This is a genomic window from Janthinobacterium agaricidamnosum, from assembly GCF_003667705.1.
In the GTDB taxonomy this organism is placed as follows: Bacteria; Pseudomonadota; Gammaproteobacteria; order Burkholderiales; family Burkholderiaceae_D; genus Janthinobacterium.
This window is the reverse complement of record NZ_CP033019.1, coordinates 4,686,494-4,706,406: the sequence shown is the minus strand read 5'-3', so window position 1 is coordinate 4,706,406 and position 19,913 is coordinate 4,686,494. Positions and strand designations below refer to the sequence as shown.

The window sequence follows — 19,913 nt, the reverse complement described above, 5'->3', positions numbered from 1 at the left end:
GAGTTTCGGGATGTATCTGTCTACAACGTGGAAACAATTACTTGACGACGATCGCCATGATGTCTTCTTCGCGCATGACCAGCAGCTCATCGCCGTCAACTTTGACGGTTTGGCCGGCGTACTTGCCGAACAGGACGCGGTCGCCCACTTTGACATCCAGAGGACGGACTTTGCCGTCGTCGAGAATCTTGCCATTGCCTACGGCAAGGACTTCGCCTTGATCCGGTTTTTCAGCAGCTGCATCAGGAATGATGAGGCCGGACGCAGTCTTGGTTTCCTGGTCGAGGCGTTTGACGATGACGCGATCGTTCAATGGGCGCAGATTCATACAAAACTCCTTAAAGTTCAATGGATAGGTGTTGCTAAATGAATACATGCCTGGCACAGCGCCAGGCGTGCTTTCAGTGACCGCCGTTGAAAGCAGCCCGCAACGGTCAAGCAAACCCCATGGCATCGGGTGCATGCCGGCGCTGGGCAGTGGTGGCATCGCGGCGTCGCCCGCCGCGTAGCGTTCCCTGCTGTTGCCCGGCAGACACCATCATGTCTTGAGGATTGCTACGAAAGAGTTTGTTAGCACTCTCTACTAACGAGTGCTAATTATAGGGACGGTAGGGGGCTTATTCAAGGGCTTATTCTCCGGGAAGATAAGCTTGGACGTTCTACGCAGCCTGCATTTACGCAGGGTTTGCGCAAACGCAAGCCTCGTTCCCGGGCGTCAGCAACAGGCGCGACTCTAGCATGCCCGTCAGGCGAACGGCGTTCCTGTACGCACAGGAAACAGAGTTTTGCTATGGACTTTGATAAGATGATTGCAATTGCATATCAATATTCCCCTGTACCAGAAAGCACACCATGCCATCGACTCTTTCCCGTCCCGCCCTGCGCCTGCTCGGTGCCGCCCTCGTCGGCCTCGCCTGCCTGGGCAATGCCGCCGCGCAAACGCCCACGATTCTCGACGAGATCACCGTGGCGACCCTGACGCCGCTGGAAAAGGACATGCTGCTCAACGAGCTGTTCAACGACCTCAACAAGGACGACGACGACCAGGAAGCGCATGTGTGGGACAACGGCGGCGACCGTGGCGTGCGGGTGAAAGTCACATATAACTTCAGCAACTCCGGCATGACGGAACACAGCCTGAAGGCGCACATCTGCCGCGACCTGAAATTCGTCGTCACGGCGGGCGACAAGTCGCAAGACCTGAGCCGCCGTACGTGTTCGCAGAACAGCGGCCGTTGGGATGTGCAGGGCAAGGACCCGGCGCCCGTCGTGTATCCGCCTTTCCTGTCCGACGTGACCATCGCCAAGCTGAATGCGAAGGAACAGAAATCCTTGCTGACGGCCGCCGTGCGCACCTTGAAAGATGAAGAGGATGGCAAGAGCCGTGAATGGAGCAACAAGGGGCTGGGCAATGCCGTGCCCTTGCGCGTCACTTTGACGCCCTCGCGGACGGACGCCAAACCTGGCAGCTACCACCGTACTTGCCGCGACTTGACGATGGTGCTTGATGGCAAGAGCGGCAAGCAGGAATTGACGCGCCGCTCGTGCGAAAACCGCTATGGCGGTCTCGATATCGAACCCGATTACGTCGACGAGTAAAACGCTGGCATCGCGGCGCCGGCGGATGCGTGCAGTTGGCGAAACGCGCCGGAAAAAGCGTGTATTTCACGGCAACTGACCTGCATTGATGTAAATATGTGTGACAGCGGCGTGATTCGATTGACGCCCATGGAGCGTCCGCCCTATAGTGGCGGGATGATTTCCGAATTCAACGAATTATCCGACAAAATAGGCCTGCTGGCCGAAATGACCCATGCGCTGCGCCGTGAAAACGCGCAACTGCGCAAGGACAATGCCGCGCTGGCCGCCGAGAACGCCCTGTATGTGCAACGCATGCGCGAGGCGCAGGAGCGGGTGGAAGCGTTGCTGGAAAAAATTCCCGAACTGGTGCAAGCCGGCCTGGAGCAAGCCGCTTCGGAGGCAGGCGCCTATCTTGCCGAGAACGAGAAGGAAGCGTAATGCCGCGTGTCGATGTCAATATCATGGGCCAGTCCTACAGCATGGTGTGCCGCGACGGCGAAGAGCGCGCGCTGCGCGAAGCGGCGATCTATCTCGATAGCAAAATGAAAGCCATCCGCGACGCGGGCAAGGTCAAGGGCAATGACCGCATCGCCGTGCTGGCCGCCCTGGGCGTGGCCGCGGAATTCCTTTCCGTGAAGTCGCCGCAAGGTCCGCTGTCGGAACTGACGATCTTGGAAGTGAAGCAAAAGATCTCGGCCATGCACACAGTATTAGATAGCGCATTGACGCCCCAGGAAAACCTTTTTTAAGCGGACACGGTACGATTTGTCTTTGCGATGCGCGATCAAAGGAGTAAACTTGGGTCTACCCTGCGGTGTTCGCGATTGCCATATATTCCTTGAACCATTTATGCGCATCGGTTGCGAATTTTGTTTGATGGGAGTGAGCGTCGCTCGTTCGACGAACCCGAAATTGAACTAACGTGACCACCTTGAACCGTTTGGTTCGGGATGCCGGCATAGCGGCACAGGCGGGGCCCAATTTGCAGTACAAAAAACGGTTGCAGCATCAGCATGCGCAGCCGTTTTTTTACGCCTGTCGCTTTTATTCTTTGACCTGGGGAATGTAATGAAACAGTACTGGCTGATGAAATCCGAACCCGATGAAGTGAGCATCGACGACCTGATGGCCGCGCCCGGGCACACCATGCCCTGGTTCGGCGTGCGCAACTACCAGGCGCGCAACTTCATGCGCGACGGCATGCAGGTCGGCGATGGCGTGCTGTTTTATCACTCGAGCTGCCCGCAGCCGGGCGTGGCGGGCGTGGCCGAAGTGGCCAGCGGCGCATATCCCGATCACAGCCAGTTTGAAGAGGGCGGCAAGTATTTCGATGCCAAGGCCACGCAGGAACAGCCGCGCTGGATCAGCGTCGACGTACGAGGCCTGAAGAAGACGGCGCTGTTGCCCCTGTCCGAGATGCGCCAGATGCCGGAGCTGGAAGACATGCTGCTGCTCAAGAAGGGCAGCCGGCTGTCCATCACGCCGGTAACGCCGGCGCAATGGAAAGTGATTACAAGCAGGTTACAGGCTTAAACTGTTCATCAGGCAGCGCGGGCCTTGGTGGGCGGCGTGCCCATCACCTGGCTTTTATATGCCCACACCAGCAGCGCGATGGCGCCGACGATCATGGGCAAGGACAGCATCTGGCCCGACGTGATCGGCACGCCCAGCCACACGACTTCCCAGTCCGGCGTGCGGAAGTATTCCGTGAAGAAGCGCGCGCAGCCGTACAGCAGGGTGAACATGGCGCCCACGGCCATGCGCGGGCGCTGCTTGCGCGCATACAGCCACAGGATGATGAACACCAAAATGCCGTCGACCAGCATCTGGTAGATCGGCGACGGGTGCACGGGATACGGAATGCCCGGCCATTGCATGGCCCACGGCAGGGTGTCCGGGGCGATGCGGCCCGGCAGTTCGGCATTGATGAAGTTGCCCAGGCGACCGGCCGCGTAGCCGAGCGGCACCAGCGGCGCGATGAAGTCAAGCACGTCGAACAGGTTGCGGCCCGCCTTGCGGCTCCACAGGTACATGGCCAGGATGACGCCGAGGAAGCCGCCATGGAAGGACATGCCGCCATGCCAGACCATGAAGATCTCGAGCGGATTGTGCAGGAAGTATTCGGGACGGTAGAACAGTACTTCGCCCAGGCGCCCGCCGATTACCACGCCCAGCATGCCGTAGAACAGCATGTCGTCGAGGTCTTCCTTCTTCCAGCCCAGCACGGCGATATGCGGCTGCTTGATGCGCACGCGGCCCAGGATAATGAACAGGGCAAAGGCCAGCACATACATCAGGCCGTACCAGTGCACGGCAAGCGGACCGATCTGGATGGCTATCGGGTCGGGCATCGGGTGTATCAGCATGGGGTTTCTTTCTTTGTTTAAAGCCAAGGTTGCGTAGTATGGGGGCGCTGGCGGTTTTTTGCCTTAGCGGCCACTTAATTTAATCGGCGGCAGCGCTGATCTGCTTGCGCAGCAGCGCCAGGAAACCTTGCAGCACGGCCGACGGATTGTCGCGGCGCCAGGCCAGGCCAGTTTCCACCAGCGGCGTGGCATCCTGCAGCGGCCTGTATTCTACGCCGGGGCGCATCAGGTTCGATACCGATTGTGGCACAAGCGCGATGCCCATGCCAGCCGAGACGAGGCTGACGATGGTCTGCATCTGGATCGCTTCCTGGCCGATCTGCGGCGTGATGCCGGCCGCGCGGAACACGCCGAGGATCGCGTCGTGCAGGGCGGGCGAGATCGCGCGCGGAAAAATAATCAGGGGCAGGGGCGGCAGGTCGCGCAGGCGCACGGCGCCCGGCGTGTTCAGGATGGCGAGGCCGGACGGCGCGGCCAGCACCAGCGGCTCGGCCAGCACGGGCAGGTAATCGAGCTCCCCTTTCGCCTTCTCGGGCAGGGGCGGGATCAGCAGGCCCGCATCCGTGCGCCCGGCCAGCAGTTCATCGAGCTGCAGGTCCGAGGTGGCTTCCTGCAGCGCGATCTGCACCTGCGGATAGGCCGTCCGATACGCGCGCAGCAATGGCGGCAGCACGCTGTAGTCGGCCGACGAGACAAAAGCCAGGCTCAGGCGGCCCGCCTCGCCCTGCGCGGCGCGGCGCACCAGGGCGGGCAAGTCTTGCGCCTGCGCCAGCAGCCGGCGCGCCTCGGGCAGCAGGGCCGTGCCGGCCGGCGTCAGCTGCACTTCGCGGCGCGTGCGCACGAACAGGGGGGCGCCCAGCTGTTCTTCCAGGGCCATGATGGTTTGCGACAGGGGCGGCTGCGTCATGTGCAGGCGCGCGGCGGCGCGGCCGAAGTGCAGCTCCTCGGCGACGGTGACGAAATAGCGCAGCTGGCGCAGTTCGAGGTTCATATGCGTTTCCATGCAGATTGATTGCTGTGATATGCAAAACGACTCACAGACACGTGCATCATATATTTGACAGTGGGGCGCGCGCAAGGCAATCTGGCGTACCCCCACTGCATGCAGGGTTTTGCTGGAAATCCGCGCAGTCAGGCATCAATCATCCTTGGAAGGACCCCATCATGCCGCAATACCGCTCCCGCACCACCACCCACGGCCGCAACATGGCTGGCGCCCGCGCCCTGTGGCGCGCCACCGGCATGAAGGATGGCGACTTCGACAAGCCGATCATCGCCGTCGTCAACTCGTTTACCCAGTTCGTGCCCGGTCACGTGCACCTGAAAGACCTGGGACAGATGGTGGCGCGCGAGATCGAGGCGGCCGGCGGCGTGGCCAAGGAATTCAACACCATCGCCGTCGATGACGGCATCGCCATGGGCCACGGCGGCATGCTGTATTCGCTGCCGTCGCGCGACCTGATCGCCGATTCCGTCGAATACATGGTCAATGCCCACTGCGCCGACGCGATGGTCTGCATCTCGAACTGCGACAAGATCACGCCGGGCATGCTGATGGCCGCCATGCGCATCAATATCCCCGTCGTGTTTATTTCCGGCGGGCCGATGGAAGCGGGCAAGGTCGTCAAGGTGGTCAACGGCACGCAGAAGATCATCAAGCTGGATCTGGTCGACGCCATGATCAAGGCGGGCGACAGCACCGTCTCGGACGCCGACGTGGCCGAGATCGAACGTTCGGCCTGCCCGACCTGCGGTTCGTGTTCCGGCATGTTTACGGCCAACTCGATGAACTGTCTGACGGAAGCGCTGGGCCTGGCCCTGCCCGGCAACGGCACGATTCTGGCCACGCACTCGGACCGCCAGCAGCTGTTCCTGCGCGCGGGCCGTCTGATCGTGGAACTGGCCAAGCGCCATTACGAGCAGGACGATTACTCGGTGCTGCCCCGTTCCATCGCCACCAAGGCCGCGTTTGAAAACGCCATGGCGCTCGACGTCTCCATGGGCGGCTCGACGAATACCGTGCTGCACCTGCTGGCCGCCGCGCACGAGGCGGAAGTGGAATTCACGATGGCCGACATCGACCGCATTTCGCGCAAGGTGCCTTGCCTGTGCAAGGTGGCGCCGATGACGGACAAATACCATATCGAAGACGTGCACCGCGCGGGCGGCATCGTGGGCATTTTGGGCGAACTGGCGCGCGCCGGCCTGCTCAACACGACTTTGCCGACGATCCACGCGCCGACCCTGGCCGACGCCATCGCGCAAAACGACATCATGTGCACGGATAACCCCGCCGTGCATGAACTGTTCCGCGCCGCGCCGGGCGGCGTGCCGACGCAGACGGCGTTTTCGCAGTCGGAGCGCTTCGCGGCCGTCGACACGGACCGCAGCACGGGCTGCATCCGCGACAAGGCCCACGCCTACTCGCAGGATGGCGGCCTGGCCGTCTTGTACGGCAACCTGGCGGAAAAGGGCTGCATCGTCAAGACGGCGGGCGTCGACGAGAGCATTTTGAAATTCTCGGGCAAGGCGCGCGTGTTCGAAAGCCAGGACGCGGCCGTCGCTGCCATCCTGGAAGACACCGTGCATGAAGGCGACGTCGTCATCATCCGCTACGAAGGCCCGAAAGGCGGCCCCGGCATGCAGGAAATGCTGTACCCGACCTCGTACATCAAGTCGAAGGGCCTGGGCAAGGCGTGCGCGCTGTTCACGGACGGGCGCTTCTCGGGCGGTTCTTCGGGCCTGGTGATCGGCCACGCCTCGCCGGAAGCGGCAGAAGGCGGTGCCATCGGCCTGGTGGAAGAGGGCGATTTCATCGACATCGACATCCCCGAGCGCACCATCAACCTGCGCATCACGGCTGCCGAGCTGGCCGCGCGCCGCGCCGCCATGGAAGCGAAGGGCGACGCGGCCTGGCTGCCCGTCGACCGCGAGCGCTACGTGTCGCAGGCGCTGCAGGCGTATGCGGCGCTGACGACGTCGGCCGACCGGGGCGCCGTGCGGGATCTGTCGCAGCTGAAAAAACGCTGATCTGTTGCGTCAGTGCGACGGCCGGCCCCGTTTGACGATGCGGGGCCGCCTGTCGTTACATCGCCTTACAAACAACATGGTCATGGGCGCGCAGATGGGGCAGAATAGCTATGCCTTCTGACGACATTGCGTGACTACATTGAAACGCTTGATCTGGGCTCGTGGTGCATCTGCGGAAACACAGTAAAATGCCGCAGGAAGTAACTTTGGAGAAAAGACAATGAAACGTTTTATGTTGGTGAGTGTATTGACCGTATCGGCTCTGGCATCGCAAGCAGCGTTGGCCAATCCGGACCTGGCGAAAGCAAAGAACTGCATGGCTTGCCATGCGGTGAGCACGAAACTGGTGGGCCCTGCGTTCAAGGACGTGGCTGCCAAGTACGCTGGTCAGAAAGACGCGGAAGCCAAGCTCGCGGCGAAAGTCATGAAGGGCGGTTCCGGCACCTGGGGCGCGATCCCGATGCCAGCCAACCCGCAAGTGAGCGATGCGGAAGCCCATACCCTGGTTAAATGGGTACTGGCACAGAAATAATCTGTGCCGCAGTACCTGCAATTAGCGCGCCGGCAATCCCGGCGCGTTTTTTTTGCCCGCTGCCTTATGCAGATTGCCCATGCCCTCCAGTGTCGCCCGCACCGCCTCGTCGAGCGGCGTATGCGGCTCCTGGCCCAGCACGGCCAGCAGCCGCGCATTGTCCATGGACAAGGGCGCTTGCCACAGATAGCGCATCTCGCGCATTTCGCGCAAGGTCGCCACGAACGGCGACGCCAGCGCCACCAGCCACCACGGAAAACGCCGGAGAGCGGGCGCCGCTCCTGTCGCCTGTTCCACCACGCGGGCGATCGCCCCCGTCATTTGCCGGCCGTCGTGGTCCCAGTGGCCGGCCATGTGAAAGCGCGCAAACGCGGGCAAGGTGGCGCGTAAAGCCAGCAATTGCACCATCGTGCGCGCGACGTCGGGCAGGTAGGACCACTGGTGGCCCACGCCGGGCGCGCCCGGATACAGCACCTTGCGCACGCTCTGGCCCGGTTTCACCAGCCCCTGCGAAAACCAGTTGTTGCCGGCGCGGGGACCGAAGAAGTCGCCCGCGCGCACGATCAGCACGCGCGCGCCGTGCGTGCTGGCCCGTTCCAGCCGTGCTTCCAGTTCCACGCGGATGGCGCCCTTGCGCGTGAGCGGACGTTGCGGCGCGTCTTCCGCCAGCACGGGAAAGGCGTCCGGACCGAAGTTGTACACGGTGCCGGGCAGCGCGATGGTTGCGCCTTCGGCCGTCGCCGCGGCAATCGTGTTGTCGAGCATGGGCAGCACCAGCTGGCCCCAGTTCCGGTAGCCGGGCGGGTTGACGGCGTGCACGATGACGGCGCAGCCTTTGGCGGCCGCCAGCATGTCAGTGCGCGACAGCGCGTCGCCGCGCAGCCACTCGATGTTATCTCGCCGTGGCGATGGCGTTTCTCCCCGCGTCAGGGCGCGCACCTGCCAGCCCGCCGTCAGTAGCTGGCGCACCATCTCGCCGCCGATGCCGCCTGTGGCGCCCAGTACCAATACTGTTTTCGTGTTCTCCATCATGACCTCCGTGTGGTTGATGGTGCCAGTATCTGCCGCGCAAGGCTAATTGGGAATTGACGAACATCGCGTACAAGCTATACATTTATGTATGACCAAGTTGACGCCATGAACCCATCCATTGCCTGGGAATACTACCGCTCCTTGCTGGCCGTGCTGAAGCACGGTTCGCTCTCCGGCGCGGCCCGCGCGCTGGGCATCACGCAGCCCACCGCCGGCCGGCATATCGCCGCCCTGGAGCAGGCGCTGGGTGCGACGCTGTTTACGCGCTCGCAGCAGGGCTTGCTGCCCACGGAAGTGGCCCTGGCGCTGCGTCCCCATGCGGAAACCATGGAGCACACTGCCGCCCTGATGGAGCGCGCCGCCAGCAGCCAGGGGCAGGGCGTGGCCGGCGTCGTGCGCATCGCTGCCAGCGAAGTGGTGGGCGTGGAAGTGCTGCCGCCCATCCTGGCACGCTTGCGCGCGCGTCATCCGGGCTTGACCATTGAATTGGTATTGAGCAACAAGGTGCAGGATTTGCTGCGCCGCGAAGCGGACATCGCCGTGCGCATGCTGCGTCCCCGTCAGGAGCAGCTGGTGGCGCGCAAGGTGGGCGAGATCGAACTTGGCCTGCATGCGCACGCCGATTATCTGGCACGCCATGGCACGCCGGCGCGATTGCTTGATCTGGCGCAACACGCCGTCATCGGCTACGACGAGGCGAGCCCCTTCGTGCGCAACGCGGGCGCGGCCTTCCAGGGATTTACGCGGGAAAGCTTTGCCTGGCGCAGCGACAGCGACCTGGCGCAACTGGCATGGATACGGGCGGGCGCCGGCATCGGCGTGTGCCAGGCGGGGCTGGCGGCGCGCGATCCGGCCTTGCGGCGCGTGCTGCCGCAAGCGTTTTCGCTGCCGATGGAAACCTGGGTCACCATGCATGAAGATTTGCGCGGCAGCCTGCGCTGCCGCGCCACCTTCGACGCGCTGGCCGAAGGATTACTGGCTTACGTGGCCGGACAGCAAGAACCGTAGCGAGCGGATGTGAGTTGTGGCTGAGAAGCGGAGCTGTGCGAATGCACAGTGAGCATCGCAGGCCGCAAATCGCGCCGCGCAGTAGGTTCTATTACTTGACGACTTCCATCTTGGTTTTCTTGCCATCCCGGTAGGTGAACAAGGTCAGCGCGCCATCCTTGATGTCGCCGTTGGCGTCGAACGAGATCGGCCCCGTTACGCCCTGGTAGTGCACCTTGGCCAGATACGGCAGGTAGACGGACGGTTTCGACGATTTCGCATCCTGCATGGCGGTGGCCATGGTCATCACGGCATCGTAGACGTATGGCGCGTACAGCTGCACTTCCATATTGTATTTCTGCTTGTAGCGGGCGCGGAAATCGTCCATGCCTTTTTGCTGCGCGCCCGTCACGCCGCCCGCTTCCGCGCAGGTGACCATGTCTTCGCCGACGGCGTCGCCCGCCAGCTTGCCCAGCGGTTCCGTGCACAGGCCGTCGCCGCCCATGAACTTGGCCTTGATGCCCAGCGCCTTCATCTGGCGCAGCATGGGGCCGCCCACGGAATCCATGCCGCCGAAGAAGATCAGGTCGGGATTTTTCGACTTGATGCTGGTCAAAATCGCATTGAAGTCCGTCGCGTTGGCATTGGTAAATTCCTTGCCGACGATTTGCACGCCGGGCGCCGCCTTCTTGGCGCCCTTGACGAACTGTTCCGCCACGCCCTGGCCGTAGGCCGTGCGGTCGTCGATGACGGCGATTTTCTTCGCCTGCAGCTTGCCCACGGCATACGCGCCCAGGGTGCCCCCCAGCTTGTTGTCATTGGCCACGACGCGGAAGGCCGTGTTGAATTTTTGCTGGGTATAGGTCGGGTTGGTGGCGGCCGGCGAAATCTGCGGGATGCCGGCATTGAAGTAAATGCGCGAGGCGGGAATCGTCGTGCCCGAGTTCAGGTGGCCGACGACGCCGTTGACCTTGGCGTCGACCAGCTTTTGCGCCACGGCCGTGCCCTGCTTGGGATCGGCCGCGTCATCTTCGGGCACCAGCACGAATTTCACGGCTTTGCCGTCGATCTTGAAGCCTTTGGCGTTCAAATCCTCGATGGCCATCTTGGCCGCGTTCTCGTTATCCTTGCCCAGGTGGGAGCTGGCGCCAGAGACCGGGGCGACGTGGCCGATCTTGATGATTTCCTGCGCGCCCGCATGGCCGGCAAAGGCGAGGGCGAGGGCGAGAGGAAGGACTTTGGTCTTGAGCAGCATAAACATTCTCCAATGGATAAAGATACGGCGGCGTCTCGTGAAAACCGCTTCGAATGGCGGTACGTGTGAAGAAAGGTACAACAAAAAACAGGCGGCGCAAAGCCGCATTTCGGGCTTTTTACATTTTGTCGCAACAATCACCAAAGTGAGGCGCGATGCACCGATTTCGCAGGCGCGAGCGCACCAAAGAATGGCGTTGGAGGAAAGAATAGGGTAGGTCGGGTAGGTCGGGTTAGCGCGCAGCGCGTAACCCGACATTGCGCGGCATGCTCATAACCCAACGGCAAGGACGGGGAATGCCGGGGTCAGACCCGTCGGGTCTGACCCCAGATTTTTGTCGGTGATGAAATGGTCGCAACGACAGGTGTGTGCTTACTGAGCCGGCGGATGCAGATGCCCCAGCTCATGGCTGACCGCATGCGCGACGATCTGTTCCAGCGATTGCTGCAAGTCTTCGCGCAGGGCGCCGCGCATGCCGATCAGGGCGTTTTGCAGGGCCGTCTGCAGGACGTGGGCGATGCGCTCTTCCAGCAGATGGTCAATCTTGCCCTGCACCTGATGCAGGATGCGCTGCGTGAGCCGCTGTTCGATGGCGTCCCAGTCGGGCTGCGCCACCGTAGGCGGCAACGCCGGCGCTTCCTCGACGGCAGGCGCCGCTGCGGCGGGCGCGACGGCCTCGGCCACTTCCGGCCCCAGCAGCACCTCCGTCAGCAGGGGGATGCCCTGGTCGAATGGCTGCTGGCTCATGCTTTACCCGCGACGAAATGCGTCGGCTGCACGTCTTGCTGGCGGTAGTGCAGGAAGCGCTGGCGGCCCGCCTGCGCATCCTGTTCATCCATGGAGACGATCTCGAAGACGCGCTGGAAATCGGCGTAATTGGCGGGCGGCAGCTGCGACAGGTTGACGAGGATGTCGTGGTGCGGCAGCTCGGCCGCCGCGTCATCGGTCAGGATGATGGGCGTTTGCGGGGCCAGCGGGTCGCCGGCCAGCACGTGCGGCAGGAAATCCGTGGCGGAAATGGTCCACATGGCGCTGTTCAAGGCGTCGAGCTGGGTGCCATCTTGCACCAGCACGACCACCTTGTTGCCGGCCATATACGCCTTGCGTGCCAGACGGCAGGCGTAGGCCAGCTTGTCCGGCACGTTGCTGTGAAAATCGACGCGGCTCATGACGGTCAAGCGGCCATGCCGCTGTGGCGCAGCAGGGCGTCGATCGACGGTTCGCGGCCGCGGAAGGCCGTGAACGATTCCAGCGCGGGGCGCGAGCCGCCGACGGACAGGATTTCCTGCAGATAACGCTTGCCCGCCGCCGTGGTGGCGGCCGGTCCCAGCGCCCTGGCTTCCTCGAATGCCGCATAGGCGTCTGCGGACAGCACCTCGGCCCATTTGTAGCTGTAGTAGCCAGCCGCGTAGCCGCCGGAGAAGATATGCCCGAAGGAATTCTGGAAGCGGTTGAAGGCGGGCGGGATGATCAGCGCGAACTTGGCGCGCACGCCGTCGATCAGCTGCTGCACGCTCTGGCCCGTGCCGGCATCGTAGTCATAGTGCAGATGCATGTCTAGCAGGGAGAATTCCACCTGGCGCAGGGTTTGCAGGCCGGACTGGAAATTCTTGGCCGCCAGCATCTTGTCGTACAGCGCGCGCGGCAGCGGCTCGCCCGTGACGGCATGCGCCGTCATGTGTTCGAGCACTTCCCATTCCCAGCAGAAATTTTCCATGAATTGCGACGGCAGTTCGACGGCATCCCATTCGACGCCGGCGATGCCCGACACGCCCAGTTCGTCGACGACGGTGAGCATATGGTGCAGGCCGTGGCCGAACTCGTGGAACAGGGTAATGACTTCATCGTGGGTGAACAATGCAGGCTGTGCCTTGCCGTCGACCACGGCCGGTTCCGTGAAATTGCAGGTCAGGTAGGCGATCGGCGTTTGCACGTGCTGTGCGTCGGCGCGGCGGCCGCGCGCGTCGTCCATCCAGGCGCCGCCGCTCTTGCCGGCGCGCGCATACAGGTCCAGGTAGAACTGGCCCACCAGCTGGCCGTCGCGCTCGATGCGGTAAAAACGCACGTCCGGGTGCCAGACGGGCGCCGTATCCAGTTTGATCTCGACCGCGAACAGGTTCTGGATCTGGCGGAACAGGCCGTCGATCACCTTGTGTTCAGGGAAATATTGTTTGACTTCCTGGGCCGAGAACGCGTAGCGGCGTTCCTGCAGTTTTTCGGAGGCGTACGGCACGTCCCACGCCTGCAGTTCATCGATGCCCAGCTCTTCGCGGGCGAATTGCTTCAGTTCGGCCAGGTCCTTTTCGGCGAACGGACGCGCGCGCTTGGCCAGGTCTTCCAGGAAAGCGATGACTTGCGCCGGCGAAGTGGCCATCTTGGAGACCAGCGACACTTCGGCGAAATTGGCGTAGCCGAGCAGTTGTGCCTCTTCGTTGCGCAGCCGCAACAAGGTGACGATGTTGTGCGTATTGTCCCAGTCCTCTTTCTTGCTGAAGACGTCGCCCTGGTCCGATGCCTTGGTGGCGTTGGCGCGGTAGATGGTTTCGCGCAGCGCGCGCTTGTCGGCAAATTGCAGGATCGGGTAATAGGACGGGAAGTGCAGCGAGAATTCATAGCCTTGCTTGCCGGCCTTTTCGGCCGCGGCACGCGCGGCGGCCTTCACGTCGTCGGGCAAGCCGGCCAGGTCGCTTTCGTTCTCGACCAGCAACTTGTAGTCATTGGTGGCGTCGAGCACGTTTTCGGAAAAACGCGTCGAGACGGCCGCGTGTTCTTCCTGGATGGCGCCGAAGCGCTCTTTCTTGTCCTCGGGCAACTCAGCGCCGCCCAGGCGGAAGTCGCGTACGGCATTCTCGACGATGCGCCGGCGCGCCGGCGACAGGCTGGCGAAAGCGGGGCTGGCCTGCAATTGCTTGTATTTGCCGAAGAGGATTTCGTTCTGGCCCAGCTCGGTCAAGAACTCCGTCACCTTGGGCAGGTTGGCATTGTAGGCGGCGCGCAGTTCGGGCGTATCGATCACGCTATTTAAATGGTTGACGATGCTCCAGGCGCGGCCCAGGGTTTCGGCGATCTGGTCCTGGGGCGCGACGAAGTTGTCCCAGCTCACTTCTTCCATGGGCGCTTCCAGCCGCGCCACCGTGGCGCGTGCCTGGGCCAGGAGGGTATCGATGGCAGGCGTGACATGCTCGTGCGTGATCGCGTCGAAGCGTGGCAGGCCGGAAAAATCAAGCAGGGGATTGGTATTCATCGTCGCTTCCATATATTAAAAGGGGCGGTCATGCCGCCCCGGTGTTATTACACGCGCTCGGCGGCCTCGACCGTGTTCATGAGCAACATCGTGATCGTCATCGGACCCACGCCACCCGGCACGGGCGTGATGTGGGAGGCGACTTCTTTCACGCCGGCAAAATCCACGTCGCCGCACAGCTTGCCTTCATCGTCGCGGTTCATGCCCACGTCGATGACGATGGCGCCCGGCTTGACCATGTCGGCCGTCAGGGTGTTGCGGCGGCCGACGGCGGCCACGACCACGTCCGCCTGGCGCGTGTACAGGCCCAGGTCCGGGGTCGCACTATGGCAGATGGTGACGGTAGCGTTCGCTTGCAAGAGCAGCAGGGCCATCGGCTTGCCGACCGTGTTGCTGCGGCCGATGACGACGGCGTGCTTGCCGCGCAAGTCGACGCCCGTGCTTTCGATCAGTTTCATGCAGCCATACGGTGTGCAAGGGCGGAAGCCGGGCAAGCCCGTCATCAGTTCGCCGGCGCTCAGGACGGAATAGCCATCCACGTCTTTCGTCGTGGCGATCGCTTCGATGACCTTGTGCGGGTTGATGTGCTTGGGCAACGGCATTTGCACGAGGATGCCGTGGATGGCGGGATCGGCGTTCAGGCTGGCGATGCGTGCCAGCAAGTCGGCTTCCGACAGGTCCGCTTCATATTTTTCCAGCACCGAGTGGAAACCCACGTCGCCGCACGCCTTGACCTTGTTGCGGACGTACACCTGGCTGGCCGGGTCTTCGCCGACGAGGATCACGGCCAGGCCGGGCTGGGTGCCCTTGGCCGTGAGGGCGGCGGCGCGCGTGGCGATTTCGCTGCGCAGTTTTTGGGAGAGGGCGATTCCGTCGATCAGTTGTGCTGGCATGGTAGGGGGCTGTGTGGGAAGGAAAAGACAGATTATAAAGCCGGGCGGCGCAAAGGGGCGGTTTTGGCTATGCAAAGGCGTAGCAGCAGCGGGCCGGAGACGCGGGCCTGAGAAAATGCCGATGGCGGCGTTGCAGCTCCTTGCCGTACTGGCGTACTGTCTGCGTCGCTGCGCCTTGCCCTCGACATTTTTCAGGCCCGCTTGGCCCGGTATGCCTGTGCGGACGACTGGGGCGTTAATGCGTTTTGCTGGTGTGCAGGTGGCCTAGGGAGCGCAAGGGCCTGCGGTTCTTTTGGCGCCGCTTTTGGCACTTTGATCACCCTAATTTCCGGACAGAATTTGCGGCAGTGCAGCATAAATTTCATAGGGTGATTTCATGATATGAAATGCTATATCGTAATTTGAAAAATACTAAATACGCTGTTAGAATCCCCACACTAAACCGACTTAATAGTAAATAATCAGCGAAATACCGTCCGACAGCGATCCGGAAAATCGGGGTGGGGCGTTCACAAAGGAGACTCAACAGATGTCAGCTCAACTGAACCAGGTAACGACACAGATCGGCACCGACCCGGATATGCAGGAAACCAAGGAGTGGCTGGACGCGCTCGAAGCCGTGCTGGAAAATGAAGGTCCGGAACGCGCGCATTACCTGATGGAGCGCATGGTTGACCTGGCCCGCCGCCGCGGCGCCCAGATCCCGTTCTCCAGCACCACCGCCTACGTCAATACCATCCCCACCAAACAAGAAGCACACTGCCCCGGCAACCTGGAATACGAAGAGCGCCTGCGCTCGTGGATGCGCTGGAACGCCATGGCCATGGTGGTCAAGGCCAACCGCGCCGACGGCGACCTGGGCGGCCACTTGTCCTCGTTCGCGTCGCTGGCGAACATGCTGGGCATCGGTTTCAACCACTTCTGGCACGCGCCGACGGCCGACCACGGCGGCGACCTGCTGTACATCCAGGGCCACTCCTCGCCCGGCGTCTACGCGCGCGCCTTCCTCGAAGGCCGTTTGACGGAAGAGCAAATGCTGAACTTCCGCAAGGAAGTCGACGGCAAGGGCCTGTCCTCGTACCCGCATCCAAAGCTGATGCCGGACTTCTGGCAGTTCCCGACCGTGTCGATGGGCCTGGGCCCGCACATGGCGATCTACCAGGCGCGCTTCCTGAAATACCTGCACGCACGCGGCATCGCCAAGACCGACAACCGTAAAATCTGGGCCTTCTGCGGCGATGGCGAGATGGACGAGCCGGAATCCCTGGGCGCGATCGGCCTGGCCGCACGCGACATGCTCGACAACCTGGTCATCGTGGTCAACTGCAACCTGCAGCGCCTGGACGGTCCGGTACGCGGCAACACCAAGATCATCCAGGAACTGGAAGGCGAATTCCGTGGCGCGGGCTGGAACGTCGTCAAGGTCATCTGGGGCCCGGGCTGGGACGCCCTGCTGGCGCAAGATAAAGAAGGCATCCTGCAGCGCGTGATGATGGAAACCGTCGACGGCGAATACCAGAATTACAAGGCCAAGGATGGCGCCTACGTGCGTAAGCACTTCTTCGGCAAGCATCCGAAGCTGCTGGAAATGGTTGCCAACATGACGGACGACGACATCTGGCGCCTGACCCGTGGCGGCCACGATCCGCACAAGATCTACGCGGCCTTCAAGATCGCCCAGGAACACAAGGGCCAGCCTACCGTCCTGCTGGTGAAGACCATCAAGGGCTACGGCATGGGCAAGTCCGGCGAAGCGCGCAACACGGCGCACCAGACGAAAAAACTCGACGACGAAGCCATCCGCGAAATGCGCGACCGCTTCTCGCTGCCTATCCCTGACGACAAGCTGGCCGACATCCCGTTCTTCAAGCCTGCCGACGACGCGCCGGAAATGGTCTACCTGCACGAGCGCCGCAAGGCCCTGGGCGGCTACCTGCCGCAGCGCCGCCAGAAAGCGGAAGAAACCCTGCCCGTGCCTGGCCTCGACGCGTTCAAGAACGTGCTGGAAGCGACGCCGGAAGGCCGCGAAATCTCGACCACGCAAGCCTTCGTGCGCGTCATTTCGACCCTGCTGAAAGACCCGAACCTGGGCCAGCGCGTCGTGCCTATCCTGGTCGATGAGTCGCGTACCTTCGGCATGGAAGGCCTGTTCCGCCAGATCGGCATCTACAATCCGAAAGGCCAGTTGTACGAGCCGGTCGACAAGGACCAGGTCATGTACTACCGCGAAGACAAGGCCGGCCAGATCCTGCAGGAAGGCATCAACGAAGCGGGCGGCATGAGCTCGTGGATCGCCGCGGCGACGTCGTATTCGACCAACGACCGCATCATGATCCCGTTCTACACCTTCTACTCGATGTTCGGCTTCCAGCGCATCGGCGACCAGGTATGGGCTTCGGCCGACATGCGCGCCCGTGGCTTCCTGATGGGCGGCACGGCCGGCCGTACGACCCTGAACGGCGAAGGCTTGCAGCACGAAGATGGCCACAGCCATATCTTCGCCGCGACCATCCCGACCTGCATGCCGTACGACCCGACCTTCAGCCATGAAGTCGCCGTCATCATCCAGGACGGCCTGCGCCGCATGATCGCCAATCAGGAAGATGTGTTCTACTACATCACGATCATGAACGAGAACTACGCCCAGCCAGGCATCAAGCCGGGCCAGGAAGAAGGCATCCTGAAAGGCATGTACAAGCTGCAGGAAGGCAAGGCTGACGCCAAGCTGCGCGTACAGCTGATCGGTTGCGGCACCATCCTGCGCGAATCGATCTTCGCCGCAGAATTGCTGGAAAACGACTGGGGCGTGGCCGCGGACGTGTGGTCGGCGCCGTCGCTGACCCTGGTGGCCCGCGATGGCCAGGATGCGGAACGCTGGAACATGGTCAACCCGTCGAAACAGCAGCGCGTGCCGTACGTGACGTCGCTGATGCAGGACACGGATGGCCCTATCGTTGCCACGACCGACTACATGCGCGCATTTGCAGAACAGATCCGCGCCTTCATGCCGAAGGGCCGCACCTACAAAGTGCTCGGTACCGATGGCTTTGGCCGCTCGGACAGCCGCGCCAAGCTGCGCGAGTTCTTCGAAGTGAACCGTTATTATGTCACCGTGGCCGCGCTCAAATCGCTGGCTGACGAAGGCAAGATCGACGTGTCGGTGGTGGAGCAGGCGATCGCCAAGTACGGCATTGACGCGAACAAACCGAATCCGGTGACCCAGTAATCGTTGTGCGGACCCGATGATGCCAGGGCGGTGCGAAAGTGCCGCCCTGGCGTGTGTGCGGGTCCATCTGACAAATAAAATAACGGAGCAAGCTATGAGCATTGTGGAAGTCAAAGTCCCGGATATCGGCGATTTCAAGGAAGTCGAGATCATTGAACTGATGGTCAAGCCAGGCGACACGGTCAAGGTCGACCAGTCCCTCATCACCGTCGAATCGGACAAGGCCAGCATGGAAATCCCATCGAGCCACGCCGGTGTCGTCAAGGAATTGAAAGTCAACGTGGGCGACAAGATCGCCGAAGGTTCGCTGGTCCTGCTGCTGGAAGTGGCGGACGACGCCTCGGCGCCGGCGCCAGCCGCCGCTGCCGCCCCGGCACCTGCCGCTGAAGCCGCCCCCGCCGCCGCTCCTGCGGCCGCGCCAGCGCCTGCCGCCCCAGCCGGCGCGCCGGCCCTGGTCGACGTGACCGTGCCCGATATCGGCGACTTCAAGGAAGTCGAAGTCATCGAACTGATGGTCAAGGTCGGCGACACGATCAAGGTCGACCAGTCGCTGCTGACGGTCGAATCGGACAAGGCCAGCATGGAAATCCCATCGAGCCACGCCGGTGTCGTCAAGGAATTGAAGGTCAAGGTCGGCGACAAGGTCGCCAAGGGTAGCTTGGTGCTGGTCGTGGAAACGACGGGTGGCGCTGCCGCCCCGGCCGCAGCCCCTGCCGCCGCGCCTGCACCGGCCGCGCAAGCTGCCGCGGCGCCAGCCGCCGCCGTCGCTTCGGCACCGGTCGCCGCTGCTCCTGCCGCTCCAGCCGCCGCGCCTGCCGTGAACGGCAAGCTGGCGCACGCGTCGCCATCGATCCGCAAGTTCGCGCGCGAACTGGGCGTGGACCTGGCCCGCGTGGGCGGTTCCGGTCCGAAGGGCCGCATCACCCAGGAAGACGTGCAGAACTTCGTCAAGGGCGTGATGTCGGGCGCGGTCGCCGCGCCAAATGCGCCGGTCGCCAAGGCCGGTTCCGGCGTGGGCCTGGATCTGCTGCCATGGCCGTCGCTGGATTTCAGCAAGTTCGGCACGACCGAATTGCTGCCGCTGTCGCGCATCAAGAAAATCTCGGGTCCGAACCTGCACCGCAACTGGGTCATGATCCCGCACGTCACGCAGTTCGACGAAGCGGACGTGACGGATCTGGAAGCGTTCCGCGTCGACACCAACGCGGCCAATGCGAAGAACAAGGATGCGGCCAAGCTGACCATGCTGGCATTCGTCATCAAGGCCTCCGTCGCCGCGCTGAAGAAATTCCCCGCGTTTAACGCCTCGCTCGACGCCAAGGGCGAAAACCTGATCCTCAAGCAGTACTACAACATCGGCTTCGCGGCCGACACGCCGAACGGCCTGGTGGTACCTGTGATCAAGGGCGCGGACCAGAAGTCGGTCTCGCAGATCGCCCGCGAAATGACGGAACTGTCGCTGCAGGCGCGCGAAGGCAAGCTGAAACCGGCCGACATGCAGGGCGCCAGCTTCACGATTTCGTCCCTGGGCGGCATCGGCGGCACGCACTTCACGCCTATCGTCAATGCGCCGGAAGTGGCGATTCTGGGTCTGTCGAAAGCCTCGATCAAGCCGGTATGGGATGGCAAGGCCTTCCAGCCGCGTTTGATGATGGGCACCTCGCTGTCCTACGACCACCGCGTGGTCGATGGCGCGATGGGCGCGCGATTCTCCGTGTACCTCGGCGAAGTCCTGGCCGACATGCGCAAAATTCTGCTGTAAGGAGC

The 19,913-nt window shown here is 62.6% G+C and carries 18 protein-coding genes and 1 other RNA gene; 10 read left to right on the top strand and 9 right to left on the bottom strand.

Annotation, left to right across the window (positions count from 1 at the left end; translation table 11 throughout):
• Nucleotides 1-37: 37 nt before the first annotated feature.
• On the bottom strand, nucleotides 38-328 hold the full coding sequence (gene groES / locus D9M09_RS21290) for a co-chaperone GroES (RefSeq protein WP_010400979.1): 291 nt from the start codon (nucleotides 326-328) through the stop codon (nucleotides 38-40).
• Between the two features lie 524 nt (nucleotides 329-852).
• Between groES and D9M09_RS21285 the strand changes: the two genes are divergently transcribed.
• The 5 genes from D9M09_RS21285 to D9M09_RS21265 all read left to right on the top strand — a co-directional run bounded on the left by D9M09_RS21285 (nucleotide 853) and on the right by D9M09_RS21265 (nucleotide 3,114).
• Nucleotides 853-1,599, top strand: a complete 747-nt coding sequence (locus D9M09_RS21285; RefSeq protein WP_121670310.1) for a hypothetical protein — start codon at nucleotides 853-855, stop codon at nucleotides 1,597-1,599.
• 156 nt (nucleotides 1,600-1,755) lie between these two features.
• Nucleotides 1,756-2,019, top strand: a complete 264-nt coding sequence (locus tag D9M09_RS21280) for a DUF904 domain-containing protein (RefSeq protein WP_070289202.1) — start codon at nucleotides 1,756-1,758, stop codon at nucleotides 2,017-2,019.
• Entirely contained in the window at nucleotides 2,019-2,330 is a 312-nt protein-coding gene (locus tag D9M09_RS21275; RefSeq protein WP_034747344.1) for a cell division protein ZapA, read from the top strand. Before D9M09_RS21280 ends, D9M09_RS21275 begins: the two co-directional genes overlap by 1 nt.
• Nucleotides 2,331-2,384: 54 nt before the next feature.
• A non-coding RNA gene (gene ssrS / locus D9M09_RS21270) (6S RNA) lies at nucleotides 2,385-2,562 on the top strand.
• 87 nt (nucleotides 2,563-2,649) lie between these two features.
• Nucleotides 2,650-3,114 (top strand): EVE domain-containing protein, encoded by a 465-nt coding sequence (locus tag D9M09_RS21265; RefSeq protein WP_070289203.1) that lies wholly within the window; start codon nucleotides 2,650-2,652, stop codon nucleotides 3,112-3,114.
• 8 nt (nucleotides 3,115-3,122) lie between these two features.
• Here D9M09_RS21265 and lgt read toward each other — a convergent pair whose 3' ends face one another.
• On the bottom strand, nucleotides 3,123-3,947 hold the full coding sequence (gene lgt / locus D9M09_RS21260; RefSeq protein WP_070221902.1) for a prolipoprotein diacylglyceryl transferase: 825 nt from the start codon (nucleotides 3,945-3,947) through the stop codon (nucleotides 3,123-3,125).
• A 79-nt stretch (nucleotides 3,948-4,026) separates the two neighbouring features.
• Entirely contained in the window at nucleotides 4,027-4,938 is a 912-nt protein-coding gene (locus tag D9M09_RS21255; protein ID WP_121671184.1) for a LysR family transcriptional regulator, read from the bottom strand.
• A 173-nt stretch (nucleotides 4,939-5,111) separates the two neighbouring features.
• Here D9M09_RS21255 and ilvD point away from each other — a divergent pair, with 173 nt between their 5' ends.
• Both ilvD and D9M09_RS21245 read left to right on the top strand, forming a co-directional pair.
• Nucleotides 5,112-6,977 (top strand): dihydroxy-acid dehydratase, encoded by a 1,866-nt coding sequence (ilvD, locus tag D9M09_RS21250; RefSeq protein ID WP_121670309.1) that lies wholly within the window; start codon nucleotides 5,112-5,114, stop codon nucleotides 6,975-6,977.
• A gap of 220 nt (nucleotides 6,978-7,197) precedes the next feature.
• On the top strand, nucleotides 7,198-7,509 hold the full coding sequence (locus D9M09_RS21245) for a c-type cytochrome (protein ID WP_070221905.1): 312 nt from the start codon (nucleotides 7,198-7,200) through the stop codon (nucleotides 7,507-7,509).
• Nucleotides 7,510-7,530: 21 nt separating this feature from the next.
• On the opposite strand, the gene D9M09_RS21240 is transcribed toward D9M09_RS21245, so the two are convergent.
• On the bottom strand, nucleotides 7,531-8,538 hold the full coding sequence (locus D9M09_RS21240) for an NAD(P)H-binding protein (RefSeq protein WP_121671182.1): 1,008 nt from the start codon (nucleotides 8,536-8,538) through the stop codon (nucleotides 7,531-7,533).
• A 108-nt stretch (nucleotides 8,539-8,646) separates the two neighbouring features.
• Here D9M09_RS21240 and D9M09_RS21235 point away from each other — a divergent pair, with 108 nt between their 5' ends.
• A complete protein-coding gene (locus D9M09_RS21235) occupies nucleotides 8,647-9,549 on the top strand; it encodes a LysR family transcriptional regulator (protein WP_121671183.1) in 903 nt (300 codons plus the stop codon).
• Nucleotides 9,550-9,640: 91 nt separating this feature from the next.
• Here the strand turns inward: D9M09_RS21235 and D9M09_RS21230 are convergent, their stop codons facing one another.
• From D9M09_RS21230 to folD, 5 genes are all read right to left on the bottom strand, one after another.
• Nucleotides 9,641-10,783, bottom strand: coding sequence for a branched-chain amino acid ABC transporter substrate-binding protein (locus tag D9M09_RS21230; protein ID WP_070289205.1), 1,143 nt, complete (start codon nucleotides 10,781-10,783; stop codon nucleotides 9,641-9,643).
• 372 nt (nucleotides 10,784-11,155) lie between these two features.
• The gene (locus D9M09_RS21225) at nucleotides 11,156-11,530 is read right to left on the bottom strand and encodes a hypothetical protein (protein WP_070289206.1); all 375 of its coding nucleotides are present in this window, start codon (nucleotides 11,528-11,530) and stop codon (nucleotides 11,156-11,158) included.
• Entirely contained in the window at nucleotides 11,527-11,952 is a 426-nt protein-coding gene (locus tag D9M09_RS21220; protein WP_070311793.1) for a DNA polymerase III subunit chi, read from the bottom strand. Before D9M09_RS21220 ends, D9M09_RS21225 begins: the two co-directional genes overlap by 4 nt.
• A 5-nt stretch (nucleotides 11,953-11,957) precedes the next feature.
• Nucleotides 11,958-14,027, bottom strand: a complete 2,070-nt coding sequence (locus D9M09_RS21215) for a M3 family metallopeptidase (protein ID WP_121670308.1) — start codon at nucleotides 14,025-14,027, stop codon at nucleotides 11,958-11,960.
• Nucleotides 14,028-14,074: 47 nt separating this feature from the next.
• Nucleotides 14,075-14,920: a bifunctional methylenetetrahydrofolate dehydrogenase/methenyltetrahydrofolate cyclohydrolase FolD gene (gene folD / locus D9M09_RS21210; RefSeq protein ID WP_121670307.1), complete on the bottom strand. Its 846-nt coding sequence runs from the start codon at nucleotides 14,918-14,920 to the stop codon at nucleotides 14,075-14,077.
• A gap of 529 nt (nucleotides 14,921-15,449) precedes the next feature.
• Between folD and aceE the strand changes: the two genes are divergently transcribed.
• Together aceE and aceF are read left to right on the top strand one after the other, a co-directional pair.
• Nucleotides 15,450-18,146 (top strand): pyruvate dehydrogenase (acetyl-transferring), homodimeric type, encoded by a 2,697-nt coding sequence (gene aceE, locus D9M09_RS21205; protein ID WP_099408847.1) that lies wholly within the window; start codon nucleotides 15,450-15,452, stop codon nucleotides 18,144-18,146.
• Nucleotides 18,147-18,240: 94 nt separating this feature from the next.
• Entirely contained in the window at nucleotides 18,241-19,908 is a 1,668-nt protein-coding gene (aceF, locus tag D9M09_RS21200) for a dihydrolipoyllysine-residue acetyltransferase (protein ID WP_121670306.1), read from the top strand.
• Nucleotides 19,909-19,913: the final 5 nt, after the last annotated feature.

Bases quoted from the DNA above. Each gene is read 5' to 3' on its own strand.
- groES (WP_010400979.1), bottom strand. From the start codon at position 328: ATGAATCTGCGCCCATTGAACGATCGCGTCATCGTCAAACGCCTCGAC.
- D9M09_RS21285 (WP_121670310.1), top strand. From the start codon at position 853: ATGCCATCGACTCTTTCCCGTCCCGCCCTGCGCCTGCTCGGTGCCGCC.
- D9M09_RS21280 (WP_070289202.1), top strand. From the start codon at position 1,756: ATGATTTCCGAATTCAACGAATTATCCGACAAAATAGGCCTGCTGGCC.
- D9M09_RS21275 (WP_034747344.1), top strand. From the start codon at position 2,019: ATGCCGCGTGTCGATGTCAATATCATGGGCCAGTCCTACAGCATGGTG.
- D9M09_RS21265 (WP_070289203.1), top strand. From the start codon at position 2,650: ATGAAACAGTACTGGCTGATGAAATCCGAACCCGATGAAGTGAGCATC.
- lgt (WP_070221902.1), bottom strand. From the start codon at position 3,947: ATGCTGATACACCCGATGCCCGACCCGATAGCCATCCAGATCGGTCCG.
- D9M09_RS21255 (WP_121671184.1), bottom strand. From the start codon at position 4,938: ATGAACCTCGAACTGCGCCAGCTGCGCTATTTCGTCACCGTCGCCGAG.
- ilvD (WP_121670309.1), top strand. From the start codon at position 5,112: ATGCCGCAATACCGCTCCCGCACCACCACCCACGGCCGCAACATGGCT.
- D9M09_RS21245 (WP_070221905.1), top strand. From the start codon at position 7,198: ATGAAACGTTTTATGTTGGTGAGTGTATTGACCGTATCGGCTCTGGCA.
- D9M09_RS21240 (WP_121671182.1), bottom strand. From the start codon at position 8,538: ATGGAGAACACGAAAACAGTATTGGTACTGGGCGCCACAGGCGGCATC.
- D9M09_RS21235 (WP_121671183.1), top strand. From the start codon at position 8,647: ATGAACCCATCCATTGCCTGGGAATACTACCGCTCCTTGCTGGCCGTG.
- D9M09_RS21230 (WP_070289205.1), bottom strand. From the start codon at position 10,783: ATGCTGCTCAAGACCAAAGTCCTTCCTCTCGCCCTCGCCCTCGCCTTT.
- D9M09_RS21225 (WP_070289206.1), bottom strand. From the start codon at position 11,530: ATGAGCCAGCAGCCATTCGACCAGGGCATCCCCCTGCTGACGGAGGTG.
- D9M09_RS21220 (WP_070311793.1), bottom strand. From the start codon at position 11,952: ATGAGCCGCGTCGATTTTCACAGCAACGTGCCGGACAAGCTGGCCTAC.
- D9M09_RS21215 (WP_121670308.1), bottom strand. From the start codon at position 14,027: ATGAATACCAATCCCCTGCTTGATTTTTCCGGCCTGCCACGCTTCGAC.
- folD (WP_121670307.1), bottom strand. From the start codon at position 14,920: ATGCCAGCACAACTGATCGACGGAATCGCCCTCTCCCAAAAACTGCGC.
- aceE (WP_099408847.1), top strand. From the start codon at position 15,450: ATGTCAGCTCAACTGAACCAGGTAACGACACAGATCGGCACCGACCCG.
- aceF (WP_121670306.1), top strand. From the start codon at position 18,241: ATGAGCATTGTGGAAGTCAAAGTCCCGGATATCGGCGATTTCAAGGAA.